This is a genomic window from Methylobacterium sp. ME121, from assembly GCF_000974725.1.
GTDB classification, from domain to species: domain Bacteria; phylum Pseudomonadota; class Alphaproteobacteria; order Rhizobiales; family Beijerinckiaceae; genus Methylobacterium; species Methylobacterium radiotolerans.
Genome location: NZ_BBUX01000013.1, coordinates 109,375 through 122,068, shown reverse-complemented (window position 1 = coordinate 122,068; position 12,694 = coordinate 109,375). Strand labels below are relative to the sequence as shown.

General features: G+C 72.2%; 16 protein-coding genes. 6 read left to right on the top strand and 10 right to left on the bottom strand.

The window, feature by feature from the left end; translation table 11 throughout:
• Positions 1-124 precede the first annotated feature (124 nt).
• The 7 genes from ME121_RS11850 to ME121_RS11820 all read right to left on the bottom strand — a co-directional run bounded on the left by ME121_RS11850 (position 125) and on the right by ME121_RS11820 (position 5,024).
• Complete coding sequence (locus ME121_RS11850; protein WP_012319683.1) at positions 125-1,300, bottom strand: alpha/beta hydrolase; 1,176 nt, start codon at positions 1,298-1,300, stop codon at positions 125-127.
• A gap of 114 nt (positions 1,301-1,414) precedes the next feature.
• Complete coding sequence (locus ME121_RS11845; RefSeq protein WP_012319684.1) at positions 1,415-1,615, bottom strand: hypothetical protein; 201 nt, start codon at positions 1,613-1,615, stop codon at positions 1,415-1,417.
• A 78-nt stretch (positions 1,616-1,693) separates the two neighbouring features.
• Positions 1,694-2,149 (bottom strand): response regulator, encoded by a 456-nt coding sequence (locus ME121_RS11840; RefSeq protein ID WP_012319685.1) that lies wholly within the window; start codon positions 2,147-2,149, stop codon positions 1,694-1,696.
• A gap of 190 nt (positions 2,150-2,339) precedes the next feature.
• Entirely contained in the window at positions 2,340-3,212 is an 873-nt protein-coding gene (locus ME121_RS11835; protein ID WP_012319686.1) for a dienelactone hydrolase family protein, read from the bottom strand.
• Between the two features lie 80 nt (positions 3,213-3,292).
• Complete coding sequence (locus tag ME121_RS11830) at positions 3,293-3,697, bottom strand: hypothetical protein (RefSeq protein WP_012319687.1); 405 nt, start codon at positions 3,695-3,697, stop codon at positions 3,293-3,295.
• A 122-nt stretch (positions 3,698-3,819) separates the two neighbouring features.
• On the bottom strand, positions 3,820-4,314 hold the full coding sequence (locus tag ME121_RS11825) for a DUF192 domain-containing protein (RefSeq protein ID WP_024829741.1): 495 nt from the start codon (positions 4,312-4,314) through the stop codon (positions 3,820-3,822).
• 149 nt (positions 4,315-4,463) lie between these two features.
• The gene (locus tag ME121_RS11820; protein WP_085985313.1) at positions 4,464-5,024 is read right to left on the bottom strand and encodes a cold-shock protein; all 561 of its coding nucleotides are present in this window, start codon (positions 5,022-5,024) and stop codon (positions 4,464-4,466) included.
• 398 nt (positions 5,025-5,422) lie between these two features.
• Between ME121_RS11820 and ME121_RS11815 the strand changes: the two genes are divergently transcribed.
• On the top strand, positions 5,423-6,442 hold the full coding sequence (locus tag ME121_RS11815; RefSeq protein WP_059408889.1) for a heparan-alpha-glucosaminide N-acetyltransferase: 1,020 nt from the start codon (positions 5,423-5,425) through the stop codon (positions 6,440-6,442).
• A gap of 46 nt (positions 6,443-6,488) precedes the next feature.
• Here the strand turns inward: ME121_RS11815 and efp are convergent, their stop codons facing one another.
• Positions 6,489-7,112 carry an elongation factor P gene (gene efp, locus ME121_RS11810; RefSeq protein ID WP_197739341.1) on the bottom strand — a complete coding sequence of 208 codons (624 nt, stop codon included), beginning with the start codon at positions 7,110-7,112 and terminating at the stop codon, positions 6,489-6,491.
• Between the two features lie 191 nt (positions 7,113-7,303).
• Here efp and epmA point away from each other — a divergent pair, with 191 nt between their 5' ends.
• From epmA to ME121_RS11785, 5 genes are all read left to right on the top strand, one after another.
• Complete coding sequence (gene epmA / locus ME121_RS11805) at positions 7,304-8,359, top strand: EF-P lysine aminoacylase EpmA (RefSeq protein ID WP_059408888.1); 1,056 nt, start codon at positions 7,304-7,306, stop codon at positions 8,357-8,359.
• Complete coding sequence (locus tag ME121_RS11800) at positions 8,356-9,399, top strand: lysine-2,3-aminomutase-like protein (RefSeq protein WP_012319693.1); 1,044 nt, start codon at positions 8,356-8,358, stop codon at positions 9,397-9,399. The genes epmA and ME121_RS11800 overlap by 4 nt, the downstream gene beginning before the upstream one ends.
• A gap of 16 nt (positions 9,400-9,415) precedes the next feature.
• The gene (locus tag ME121_RS11795; RefSeq protein WP_059408887.1) at positions 9,416-10,027 is read left to right on the top strand and encodes a glutathione S-transferase family protein; all 612 of its coding nucleotides are present in this window, start codon (positions 9,416-9,418) and stop codon (positions 10,025-10,027) included.
• Positions 10,028-10,127: 100 nt separating this feature from the next.
• Positions 10,128-10,778 (top strand): RraA family protein, encoded by a 651-nt coding sequence (locus ME121_RS11790; RefSeq protein WP_012319695.1) that lies wholly within the window; start codon positions 10,128-10,130, stop codon positions 10,776-10,778.
• A gap of 5 nt (positions 10,779-10,783) precedes the next feature.
• Entirely contained in the window at positions 10,784-11,629 is an 846-nt protein-coding gene (locus ME121_RS11785) for a YdcF family protein (RefSeq protein ID WP_053622134.1), read from the top strand.
• On the opposite strand, the gene ME121_RS11780 is transcribed toward ME121_RS11785, so the two are convergent.
• Together ME121_RS11780 and ME121_RS11775 are read right to left on the bottom strand one after the other, a co-directional pair.
• Positions 11,548-11,874 carry a DUF3253 domain-containing protein gene (locus tag ME121_RS11780; RefSeq protein ID WP_012319697.1) on the bottom strand — a complete coding sequence of 109 codons (327 nt, stop codon included), beginning with the start codon at positions 11,872-11,874 and terminating at the stop codon, positions 11,548-11,550. The two genes, ME121_RS11785 and ME121_RS11780, sit on opposite strands and share 82 nt — an antisense overlap.
• Positions 11,871-12,644, bottom strand: coding sequence for a DUF599 domain-containing protein (locus tag ME121_RS11775; protein ID WP_012319698.1), 774 nt, complete (start codon positions 12,642-12,644; stop codon positions 11,871-11,873). Before ME121_RS11775 ends, ME121_RS11780 begins: the two co-directional genes overlap by 4 nt.
• Between the last annotated feature and the right edge of the window lie 50 nt (positions 12,645-12,694).

Below are 12,694 nucleotides of genomic sequence, written 5' to 3'. Positions count from 1 at the left end.
GTCAGGCAGAAGGCGGCCGCGGCGAGCAGGCTGGCGACGAACTCGGGCATGATCTCCCTCCCGTGTCGGACGGGGGGAGATTAGCAAGCCGCGCGCCAAGGCCAAGCTGTCGCGGTCGCCGATCTCAGCGCTTGCGGCCGGCGGGTGCGGGTGCCGGCGTCCCGGCCTGCGCGGCCGGCGTGGGCCGCGGCGTCTCGACGGCGAGCCGCTTCACCGGCCAACCGTCGCTCCAGCGCTCCATGTCGGCGAGGCGCGGATTGTTCTTCAGCGCCGTCGCGTCCGACCCGGCGAAGGCGGCGGCGGCGGCGAGATCGAAGGTCTTCCAGAACCCGAGGTAATCGAGCGCGTCGACCCGGGCGAGGTTGATCTGCGAGACCAGGGTCTGCTGCTCGCCGGACAGCGCCATGTCGGCGGACCAGCGGAACGGCGGCGGCTTCGCGGCGTCCTTGGGCGCGTCCTTCGGCTCCGGGCCCGGCTTGATGGCACCGCCGTCGTAGGCGGTGTCGACCCCCGCGGGGGCTGCCAGGGTCGCCGTCAGGGCCGGGAAGCCGTGGTCGTCCGAGAGGGCCCGCACGAAGAGCTTGCGCTCCAGCGGCACGGCGCTCGCCTCGCGCAGGAGGCGCTTCGCCGCGAGATCGGCGGCCCGGGTGTCCTTGTCGCCGACCATGGTCACGAGCAGCGTGGCGGGATCGATCGCCGACAGGTCGGTGAGGGCGATACCGCGGGATTTCGGCCCGCTGGCGATGCCGCCGGGCGTGACCGCGAAGATCAGCTTCGGAACCGGCAGCCCCTGCGCCTTGGCGGCGGCCGCAAGATCCATGGCGAGCGGCGCCCCGGCCAGGTGGCCGATCATCGCGACGCGGCCGAGGTCGGGCTTCGCCTCGCCGTCCGTCGAGATCTCGGCGAGGGCCGCCTTGACCAGGGACTCGGCGATGGCGGGCGCGTCGGCCGGACGGGTCCGGTTCACCTCTTGGAACCGCGGGTAGAGGACGAGCCAGCCCTGGCGCGCGAGATGGTCGATCCAGCCGCCGTAGCTCTGCGGATTGACCGCACCCCACCCGTGCAGAAAGATCGCGACCGGCCGCCCCGCCTCGGGGGCCGCGCCCGCGGCGTAGAACGCGTAGGTGGAGGCCGTGCCGCGGCCGAGAAGCCGCTTGGTCACCGTCGCCTTGCGGTCACCGACACCGCCCGCACCGTCGGCGGGCTGGGCCGGCGGGGTCGCCGCCTGAACGGACACCAGACCGGCCAGGGTCATGATCGCGGCGGCTGTGAACGATCCGCGAAGGACTGAGAGACGCATCCAGGACTCGACTGAGAGACGCACTGCGTCGGCAGGTCAGAAAGCGCTGAATAGCAGATTCTCTCGTCTTGGCGACCCGCTGTCCCAGTCTCCCGTCAAGCTCGGCGGTGGGACCTAGGCGTGGCCGCAGGCCGACGGACCCGCGCGGTCGAGCCGCTGCGCGAGGGCCGCCAACTCGGCCGGGATGTCGCCATCCGCGGCGCCGTAGACCGTGAGCAGACCTTCGCGAACCGTGTCGAGAACGGCGGATTCCACCGTATCCCGCGCGCCGGGCCGGCGGAGAGAATCGGCATGGTTGGCTGAGACGATCTTCATGGCGGCGTCGTGGATCAGTTGTACTGCGCAAGTCCGGGCGCGGCGCGCACCGGAGTGGCGTACAACTGTGGGGCCGCGTCAGGTTTCCAGACCGGACGGGATTATTTTGCCCCCCGGTCCGATAACGGACGGTCCGGACCCGGTGGAGGGCCGCCCCGCGGCCTGCTCCACCCAGGCGAGAATGTCCTCGGCGCGCCAGGGCTTCGGGATGAAGGTGGCGGAGACGCGAAGGTCGCTCGGCTGGTCGCCCGCATCGCCCGAAGTCAGCAGGACCCGCACGCGCGGCCAGGTGACGCCGATGATCCGCGCGAGCTCGAAGCCGCCGATCGGCCCGGGGGTGCGAACGTCCGAAAAGACGACGCTGACTTCGTCGGCGCGATCGTTGAGGATGGCCAGGGCGCGGTCGGCGGTCTCGGCCTCGATCACCGTGAAGCCGGTATCCTCCAGCAGCGTGGCCGCGAGGAAGCGCTCGTCGGGCTGGTCCTCCACGACGAGGATCACGGGCTTCTGGCCAGGCTGTACCGAATCGCTCATGGACCAGGACACTCTACAGGGGCTGAACGGCGGTCGCTTCGATCGGTTCAACGCCCGAGCGCCGCGAAGGGCCAGACCCGCGCGGGCACAGATCCTCCTTGGATCCTTGCACGATTGTGAAGTTGTGGCCGTGTCTTGGGTAACACAGCCGTCCCGGAACGCGCTCGATCGGGCGTCCTGAGGCGTCTATTCAGCCGACGCCGTGCGATTTCAGGAAGGCCAGCGCGCGCGCCCAGCCATCCTCCGCGGCCTCGCGCCGGTAGCTCGGACGGTAATCCGCGTGGAAGCCGTGCGGCGCCTCCGGGTAGATCACGAGCTCGACACTCTTGCCCGCCGCCTTGGCGCGGTCGCGCGCCTCCTCGACCGCCGCCACGGGGATCCCGGCATCGGCCCCGCCGTAGAGGGCGAGGAGCGGGGCGTGGATCTCGGCCGCCACGTCTCCGGCGGTGCGCGGCTGGATGTCGGTCCGCTCGCCGCCGATCGGTCCGTACCAGGCCACGGCCGCCTTCAGGTCGCGACGATGGGCCGCGTAGAGCCACGCGTCGCGCCCGCCACGGCACCAGCCCATGACGCCCAGACGGTTCGGGTCGCCCTTCGCCGCGGAGGCCGCCCAGGCCACCGTCGCGTCGAGATCGCCGATCCACTGCGCGTCCGGCGTCTTCGCGATGACGTCCCGGATGATCTGCTTGGGATCCGACATGGTCGAGAGGTCGCCCTGGCGGGCGTAGAGCTCGGGGGCCACGGCGCAGTAACCGGCCTTCGCGAGCCGGCGACAGATGTCCTTGATGTAGTCGTGGACGCCGAAGATCTCCTCGATCACCAGGACGATCGGGAACGGGCCCGCGCCCTCCGGAACCGCCCGGTAGGCCGGCATCGGGCCGTCCGCAGCCGGGATCTTCACCTCGCCGGCCTCGATGCCCGCACTGTCCGTGTGGATCACCTGGGCCTCGACGCGGGTGGTCGCGAGCGTCAGGCCGCTCATCAGGCTCGTCATCACGAAGCCCCGCCGCGACAGGGGCGGCGTGATCAGCCCGTCGAGTCCGGCCCGGTCGTGATCCGCCATGGTGCTCTCTCCCTCGGTTCGAGGATGAGGGCTACCCGCGCGCGGCGGCCCGGGTCAAATCGCCCGCCGTTACCGGGCCGTCAGGCCCCGGCAGCCGCCAGGGCCCGGACCGGCCGCGGGGCCGGAGCGCGCACGGGCGCGGCGATCTCGCGCGGCTTCAGCATGTCGCCCAGGCTGACGAAGGTCTCGGCGGCCGGGGCGACCACGGCGCGGATGCCGTAGCCCAGCGCGAAGGACCGGATCAGCTCGGCGTCCCGCTGGATGCCGAACCGGTCGAGGGCCGCGAGGAACGCCTCGCGGAACAGGCTCGGCCGGCACCAGCGCTTCTCGGCCATCTGAAGCGGCCAGTCCCACAGGCCCTCGGATCGGCGCATCGCCAGCGCCGTGCGGGCGATGAAATAGCCGGTCTCGCGGTGCTCGATCCCGTCCGCCTGCACCGACCAGTCGTCGTTGCCGAACAGTTCGACCTCAGCCGCGTTGCCCATCGGGTCCTCCGCCCTGCACCAGCCTTCCGGCGCACCGGAACATTGCCGGAACACTGGCGCGGAATTCGGCGGGGGTCAAGGCGCTTGTTCCCGGTGCGTTCGCGAAAGCCCGGAGGCTGGCCTCAGCGGGCCTTGAACATGGCGTGCTCGATCCGGTCTCCGGGCGCGATCCCGAGCTTCGCCGCGGTGCCGGCGTTCAGCTCCAGCACCGCCAGGACCGGGCCGCCCGAGGAGATGATCGCCGTGGACAGGGGCTCGGTATCGGCCGCGATCCGGCTGATGGTCCCGTCGGGGCGGATGAACACCATGTCGAGCGGCAGGTAGGTGTTCTTCATCCACATGGTCACGGGCTGGTCCTGCTCGAAGTCGAACAGCATGCCGTGGTCGGCCGCCATGTGCCGGCGGAACATCAGGCCGCGGGCGCGGGCGGCGTCGTCGCGCATCACCTCGACGTCGAAGCGCTTCGGCCCGGCCTTCGTGACGATCGTCAGCGGCTCCGATCTGGCCGTGGCGGCCCGGGCGGCCGCCTGCGCGACCGCGGCGGGGGCCGGCGCGATCGCGGTCAGGGCGAGGCAGGCGATGGCGGCCGCCCGGGCCGTGCGGAAGAGGGATCTCACAGGCTCATGCCTCTCGTGGGATGGCGCGCGGACCGCGGGGTCCGTCGCCCGGTGATAGACCAGGATGCGCGCGAGGGGAATCCGATCCCGGGTTTTCCGAGCCCCACCAAGGAGATAGGACGCACTGTGCTTGGCGGGAAAACGCGTCCTCAGTGGGACGAGGGCATGGCTCCGTCGATCAGCCGCACCTCGGCCGCCATCACGCCTTTCGAGCCGTCGCCGTAGCGGACCAGTACGGACTCGCCGGGCTTCAGCTCGGCGATACCGTAGCGCCGCAGCGTCTCCATGTGCACGAAGATGTCCGGCGTCCCGTCGCCGCGCGTCAGGAATCCGAACCCGCGGAGGCGGTTGAACCACTTCACGACGGCGGTCTCGAGCCCGCTGGTCGGCGTCACGGTGACGTGCGTGCGCGGCATCGGCAGCTCGGAGGGATGCACCGCCGTCGCCTGATCGAGGGAGATCACCCGGAAGGCCTGCCAGCCGCGGGGCCGCTCCACGGCCTCCACGACGATGCGGGCGCCCTCGCTGGCGGCCTGGTAGCCGTCGCGCCGCAGGCAGGTGACGTGGAGCAGGATGTCGGGCGCGCCGTCGTCGGGCACGATGAACCCGAAGCCCTTCGAAACGTCGAACCACTTGATGCGGCCGGCCACCTCGACGAGGTCGAGCGCCTCATCCTCGTGCTGTCCCGTCTCGCCGGTACGGGCGATCATCCCCCGCTCGGGGTTCTCGGGCCCGGATCCGCGTTCGTCAGACATGGCCGAGCAACCTACACCGAATCACGCCGCGCGCTCTCCCGGGAAGATTAACGAAGTCCTGATGTCCGGGAAGCCCATTTGACCGGCAGAACAGGGCCGCCAAGTTGCAATCTCGGCGCAAGGAGGCCGGATCGCAACAGTCGATCGGTCGCAGGCTACGGCGTGAGCGGTGTTTAAGCGCCGGGACCGTCGAGGGGTTTTCCGGATCCCGCGAGGCCCGCCTCGGCGGCGCGTGCCGCCCCCGGTGGCGTTCACGTTTCTGAGAGCCGCGGCACCCGATTCGGGCCCGGGCGAGCTCTCCGGTGCAGGCCGCGATGGAAAGGGCGGCCCCGACATGGTTTGGGTGAACCAACATGTCCGTCGACGTCACCCTCGATCGCCCCGTCTCCGCGCCGCCGGCCGCGATCCCCTCTCCGCCGCGTCGCCTGCCGGTCATCGACGCGGCCCGGGCGACCGCCCTGCTGGCGATGGCGAGCTATCACACGCTCTGGGATCTCGGTCATCTGCGGCTGACCGCGGAGAACTACGCGCTGACCCCGACGGGACGGCACGCCGCCGAGATGATCGCCGGCAGCTTCCTGGTCCTGGTCGGCGTCGGCCTCGTGCTGATGAACGGTCGCGGGATCCGGCCCCGGCCGACCCTCCTGCGGTTCGCGCGGATCGGCGGGGCGGCGCTCCTCGTGACCCTCGGCACCTGGGTCATGTTCCCGGACGCCTTCGTGTTCTTCGGCGTGCTCCACTGCATCGCGGTCTCGAGCCTGCTCGGGCTGCCGTTCCTCTTCCTGCCGATTCCGGTCACCGCCCTCGCGTCCGCGGCCGTGCTTGCCGCGCCGCACGTCGTGCACGCGCCGATCCTCGACGCGCCGGCCCTGTTCTTCCTCGGCCTGGGCTCGGTCGTGCCGCGGACGAACGACTATGTGCCGCTCTTCCCGTGGTTCGGGCTGGTGCTTGCCGGGATCGTCCTGGGTCGGCTGGCGCTGCCGCGGCTCGCCCGTTCACGTCTGGGAGCCTGGGCGCCGCGCACGCGGCTCGGCCGCGCCGCCACCGTCGCGGGCCGCCACAGCCTCGCGATCTACCTCGTCCACCAGCCGCTGCTGCTGGCGCTGCTGACCGGGCTGGTGACGGTGGTGGGTGCCAATCCGCGCGCCGGGCTGCGGGCGTTCCGCGCCGACTACGTGACGATCTGCGCGCGCACCGGCGGCGAGCCGCCGCTCTGCCGCATCGCGGCCCGCTGCACCTCGGAGGCGCTGCTGCGCGAGGATCTGTTCCGGGAGGATGGCCGGCCCTTCAGCGGGACGGAGCGCCTGCGCGCGCAGGCGATCTCGCAGGGCTGCTACGCCACCCTGGAGGCCGCCGCGCGATCCGCGCGGTGATGGCCGGCGTCCGACCTTTCGGGGCCGGCCGCCGGCGGGGACCGGATCAGTCCTTGGCGCGCTCGACGTAGGAGCCGTCGGCCGTCATGACGACGACGCGGGTGCCGGCGGCGATGTGGGGCGGCACGGTCGTGCGCACGCCGTTCGACAGGGTCGCGGGCTTGTAGGACGACGAGGCGGTCTGGCCCTTCAGGACCGGCTCGGTCTCGGCGACCTCCAGGGTCACGCGCTGGGGCAGCTCGATGGTCAGCGGGACGCCGTTATGGACGGAGAGCATCACCGCCATGCCCTCCTGGAGATACGGGGCGGCGTCGCCGACCACGTCCTCCGGCACCGCGATCTGCTCGTAGTTCTCGGGGTTCATGAAGTGGAACCCCTCGCCGTCGCTGTAGAGGAAGGTGTGCTCGCGATCCTCCACGAAGGCGCGCTCGACCTGCTCGGTGGTCCGGTAGCGCTCGGACACCTTCACGCCGTCCGTGATCCGGCGCATGTCGAGCTGGGTCACCGGAGTGCCCTTGCCGGGGTGGATGTTCTCGGCGAACAGGATCACGTAGAGCTTGCCGTCCTTCTCGACGACGTTGCCCTTACGGAGCGTTGAGGCGATCACCTTCACGGAATTGCGTCCTGCATTGACATGGGGGCCGGCACGCGCCAAGCGCGGGCGCTGCATCTCGGACCCCGCCACTATCGCATCTGCGCCGCGGTTGCCAGCGGGCGGGCATGAACCGTCGATGGCAACGCGCCTCGGCCGCGGCGCGTCTCCGCGGTCCGGAGCCAGTCAGGGCCGAGGATGAGAGTGCTCCAGAACGCCACGCCGCCCGGTCGGAGCCGGCCGGTCCCGCCCCGGCGCGGAGGCCGGTCGTGACCGGAGCCGCCTCCCCCTGGTGGACGGCCGGTCGCCACGCCGACCGGCGCCCGGCGCTGCTCCTGCGCAACCGCGTCCTCGCGGCGGTCCGCGGGTGGTTCGCGGACCGCGACTTCGTCGAGACCGAGGCCGCCTGCCTGCAGGTCTCGCCCGGCAACGAGGCGCATCTGTCGGCCTTCGCCACGGAAGCCATCGGGGCGAGCGGCGCCCGCACGCCGCTCTACCTGCACACCTCGCCGGAATTCGCCTGCAAGAAGCTCCTGGCCGCGGGCGAGACGCGGCTGTTCAGCGTCGCCCGGGTGTTCCGCAACCGCGAGCGCGGGCCGCTGCACCATCCCGAGTTCACGATGCTCGAGTGGTACCGGGCCGGCGCCCCCTACACGGTGCTGATGGCGGACTGCGCCGACCTGCTCGCCGGCGCGGCCGAGACCGCCGGCGCCCGCCGCTTCGCCTTCCGCGGCCGGGAGACGGACCCCTTCGCCGAGCCGGAGCGCCTGACCCTGGCCGAGGCCTTCGACCGCTTCGCCGGGATCGATCTCCTGGCGAGCGTCGCGCCGGGCGGCGGGACGGACCGCGAGGCCCTGGCCGCCGCCGTCGCGGGGGCCGGGCTCCGGGTCGCCCCGGACGATACCTGGGCCGACCTGTTCTCCCGCGTCCTCGTCGCGCGGGTCGAGCCGCATCTCGGCCTCGGCCGCCCGACCATCCTGTGCGAGTACCCGATCAGCGAGGCCGCCCTCGCCCGGCCGGCGCCGCACGACCCGCGCGTGGCCGAGCGCTTCGAGCTCTACGCCTGCGGCGTCGAGCTGGCCAACGCCTTCGGCGAGCTGACCGACCCGGCGGAGCAGCGCCGCCGGTTCGAGGCCGAGATGGCCGAGAAGCAGCGCGTCTACGGCGAGCGCTACCCGATCGACGACGAGTTCCTCGCGGCGCTCGCCGTCATGCCGGAAGCGTCCGGGATCGCCCTGGGCTTCGACCGCTTGGCGATGCTGGCCTGCGGGGCAAGCCGGGTCGAGGATGTGATCTGGACACCGGTGGCGGAGACGCGGCCATGAACCGGGCGCTGCGCAGCGCGGACGACCTCCTCTCCGCCGGCCTGATCTCCGGGGCGGAGGCCGACGCCCTCGGCGCCGTCCTCGCGCGCTACGCCGTCTCGGTGACGCCCGACATGGCCGAGCTGATCGACCCGCAGGATCCCGACGATCCGATCGGCCGCCAGTTCGTGCCCCGGGTCGCGGAGGCCGTCGCGACGCCGGAGGAGCGCGCCGACCCGATCGGCGATGCCGCCCACGCCCCGGTGACCGGAATCGTGCACCGCTACCCGGACCGCGTGCTGCTGAAGCCGCTCCACGTCTGCCCGGTCTACTGCCGCTTCTGCTTCCGCCGGGAGATGGTCGGGCCCGACGGGCTCGGGACGCTCACCGACGCCGAACTCGACGCCGCCCTCGCCTACATCGCGCAGGACCCGCGGATCTGGGAGGTGGTGCTCACCGGCGGCGATCCGTTCGCGCTCTCGCCGCGCCGGCTCGGCGTCATCGCCGAGCGCCTCGCCGCCATCGCCCACGTCCGGGTCATGCGGGTCCACACGCGCGTGCCCGTGGTGAAGCCCGACCTCGTCTCCGACGCCCTCGTCCGGGCGCTCAAGCGGTTCGGGCGCGCGGTCTTCGTCGCCGTCCACGCCAACCATCCGCGGGAATTCACCGCCGCCGCCAGCGCCGCCTGCGCCCGGCTGGTCGATGCCGGCATTCCCCTGGTCGGCCAGTCGGTGCTCCTGCGCGGCGTCAACGACGAGGCCGCGACCCTCGAGGCGCTGATGCGGACCCTCGTCGAGAACCGGATCAAGCCGTACTACCTCCACCACGGCGACCTCGCGCCCGGGACGGCCCACCTGCGCACGGACGTGGCCGAGGGGCAGGCGCTGATGCGCGCGCTGCGCGGCCGCCTCTCCGGCCTCGCCCAGCCGACCTACGTGCTCGACATTCCCGGCGGCCACGGCAAGGTGCCGATCGGACCCGGCTACCTGCGCGACACCCCCGACGGGGTGCGCGTGACCGATCCGGGCGGGCAGGACCACGCCTACCCGCCGAAGGCGTGACGGAGACTCTTCGATTATGCGCAGGCTTTGGGGCCGCCTCACCTCGGTGAACGTGCAGAAGGCGGTGTGGGGACTCGACGAGACGGGCTTGCCGTACGACCGGGTCGAGGCCGGCGGCGCCCACGGGGTCGTCAACGACCCCGGCTACCGTACGATGAACCCGAACGGCCTCGTTCCGACCCTGGAAGAGGACGGTTTCGTCCTCTGGGAGTCCAACGCGATCCTCCGCTACCTCGCGGCGACCGGCCCGGCCCTGGCCCTGCCGGCGGATCCGCGGGCGCGCGCCCACGTCGAGCAGTGGCTCGACTGGCAGGCCACGAGCTTCACGCCGGCCATGCGCGACGCGTTCTGGCAGCTCTACCGCGCGGCCGATCCGGACCGCGGCCTGATCGCCGCCTCGGTCGAGAAGAGCGAGGCCATGGCCGAGATCCTCGACCACCATCTCGAGGGCCGGACCTACGTGGTCGGCGACAGCTTCAGCATCGCCGACATCGCCCTCGGCTGCGCGGCGCATCGCTGGCTGAACCTCCCGGCCGAGCGGATCGAGCGCCCGGCACTGCGTCGCTGGTACGAGCGGGTCGCGGCCCGGCCCGGCGCCGCCCGGGCGCTCGGCGAGCCCATCGCCTGACGGCCGCCGCGGGCGCCCGGAGCCTTGCCGGCACGCCCGCGCGATCCACCTTCCCCGACCGCGCCGCCCGGATCCGGACCGGCCTTTCACGGAGCCCCCGATGGCGATCGACCCGACCCTGCGCGACGCGCTCTCCGCCGTGACCCCGGCGAGCCTCGCCCGCGCCCTGGCGCGGGCCGGGGTGAAGGCCTGCACCCCGCACGGTCTCTCGGCGCGGGGGAGCGCGACCGTGGTCGGAGCCGCCTACACGATGCGGATGATCCCGGCCCGCGACGACGCCGCGGGTGATCTCGCCGCCGCCGTCGACGCCGTGCCCGAGGGGGCCGTCGTGGTCATCGATGCGGGATCCTCCGGCCTCGTCCTTCCCTTCGGGGCGATCCTGGCGGCGCGCCTTGCCCAGCGCGGCGCCGCCGGTCTGATCACCGACGCGGCCCTGCCGGAGGAGGTCGGCCTCCCCGCCTGGTGCCGGACGGCCGCGGCCACCGGGGCTCTGGCCCTGGTCGGCACGCAGGAGCGCGTCGCCTGCGGCGGTGCCGCCATCCATCCCGGCGATATCCTGGTCGGCGATACGACCGGCCTCGTCGCGGTGCCGGCGGCGCTCGCCGAGCGCGTCGCCCTGGAGGCCGTGGAGCAGCAGCGCCTCGACCTCTGGATCCAGCGCGAGGTCGAGCGCGGCGCGGACCTCGCGAGCCTCCTCCCGCCGGACGCCGCGGCCCTCGCCCGGTTCGAGGCCGAGACGAGGCCGGCCTGAGCCCCGTGTTCTTCCCCGCCTCGAAGGTGATCTTCTTCCTGATCACCCCGTCGAATTTCTGCATCTTCGCGATCCTGCTCGGGATCGCCGTCGCGGCGGTGACGCGCTGGCGGAGGAGCGGTCTCGGTCTCGCGCTGCTGGGCAGTTTCCTGCTCGGTGCCGCCGGACTGGCGCCCCTCTCGGACGTGGCCCTGATCCCGCTCGAGCAGCGCTTCCCGGCCTATCCGGACGACGGCCCGGCCCCGACCGGGATCATCGTGCTGGGTGGCGGCATCGAGGCGGGTCTGTCAGAGGCGCGTCGCCAGATCGTCGTCAACGATGCCGGCGAGCGGCCGATCTACCTCGGCGACCTCGCCCGGCGCTACCCGGCGGCGCGGCTGGTCTTCTCCGGTGGCAGCGGCTTCATCGCGGGCGGCATGGCCGAAGCCGACATCGTGAGCCGGCAGGCGGACGTGATCGGCGTGCCGCGGACGCGCCTGATCCTGGAGAACCGCTCGCGCAACACCCACGAGAACGCCGCCTTCTCGGCGGCCCTGGTGAAGCCGAAGCCCGGCGAGCGCTGGCTGCTCGTGACCTCGGCCTGGCACATGCCTCGGGCGGTCGGCTGCTTCCGCCAAGCCGGCTTCACGGTGGACGCCTTCCCGGTGGATTACCGGACCCGCGGTTGGAGCGACGTCGCGCACTTCCACGGCTTCGCGTCGGACGGGCTGCTCCAGTTCGATCTGGCCGTCAAGGAGTGGATCGGCCTCGTCGCCTATCGCCTGTCCGGCTACACGCCGGACTGGCTGCCGGGCCCGGATGCCGAGGGGGCTTCCGAGGCCGCGCCGGAGACCGGCAGCGACAATCGGTAGATCCCGCGGAAATCGTCCGGGTCGACGGGTCTCCCCTTCCGCAGGATCGCGATCTGCCCCGCGTGGGCCAGTCGCACCGCGACCCGTCGCACGGGCTGCATCAGCGGACCCCAGCCGTCCGGGTGCGGGCCGCCGAGGGCGCGGGCGACTTCCGAGGGACAGACGGTCTTATCGGCGCCGCGCTCGGCCACGAGGCGCAGCATCGTCGTCTCGATCGCGGCGTCGTCGGGTCGTGGGTCGGTCATGTGCGGGCCTCCTCGGCGGGCGACAGGAGCGGAGCCTCGAGCGGCCCCTCGTGAGGTCCCTCCCCGGCTTCCAGGAGCGCCTTGCGGATCTCCGAGGCGAATTGGCGGCGCCACATGATGATCACGACGGCGGTCGTCGAGACGAACAGCACGTAGGGGCTGATGAACCAGCCGAGATAGGCGAGCGCGAAGAAGAACGCCCGCTGCCCGCGGGCGAAGTGACGCCCGGCGCTGACGTTCATGGCCGCGAGCCGCCGCACCGCCCGCAGCATCTCGATCTCGCTCGTGCCGGATCCCTTGTGCGGCACGGCGCCGAGCAGGATCGCCGTGTAATTGAACAGCCTGTAGGCCCAGGCGAATTTGAAGAAGGCGTAGACGAAGATCAGTGCGAGGCCGGCGACCTTCAGCTCCCAGGTCAGGCGGTTGGCCGCCGTCCCGAACGGCAGCGTGGCGAACAGGTTCAGGACATCGTCCCCGGAGCGCGACAGGGTCAGGACCGAGCCCAGGGCGATGAGCGAGGTCGAGGCGAAGAACGCCGTGCCGTTCTGCAGCGAGGCGTTGATCTGCGTGTCGACCACCCGGTTGTCGCGGCCGATGACCTGGCGCGCCCAGTTGGCCCGGTGGCCGTTCATGATCTGGCTGAGGGAGACCATCCTGCCGCGCAACCGGCCGACGGACAGGCCGTAGGCGATCCAGGCGAGGATGAAGTAGAGCAGCGCCGCGAGATCGAGGTGCGAGAAGGCGGCGCTGCCGGCGGACAGGTCGGTCATGATCTCCGGATGGCGGATGCGTGAAGGGGCGGTCCGCCATACCAGTCCGC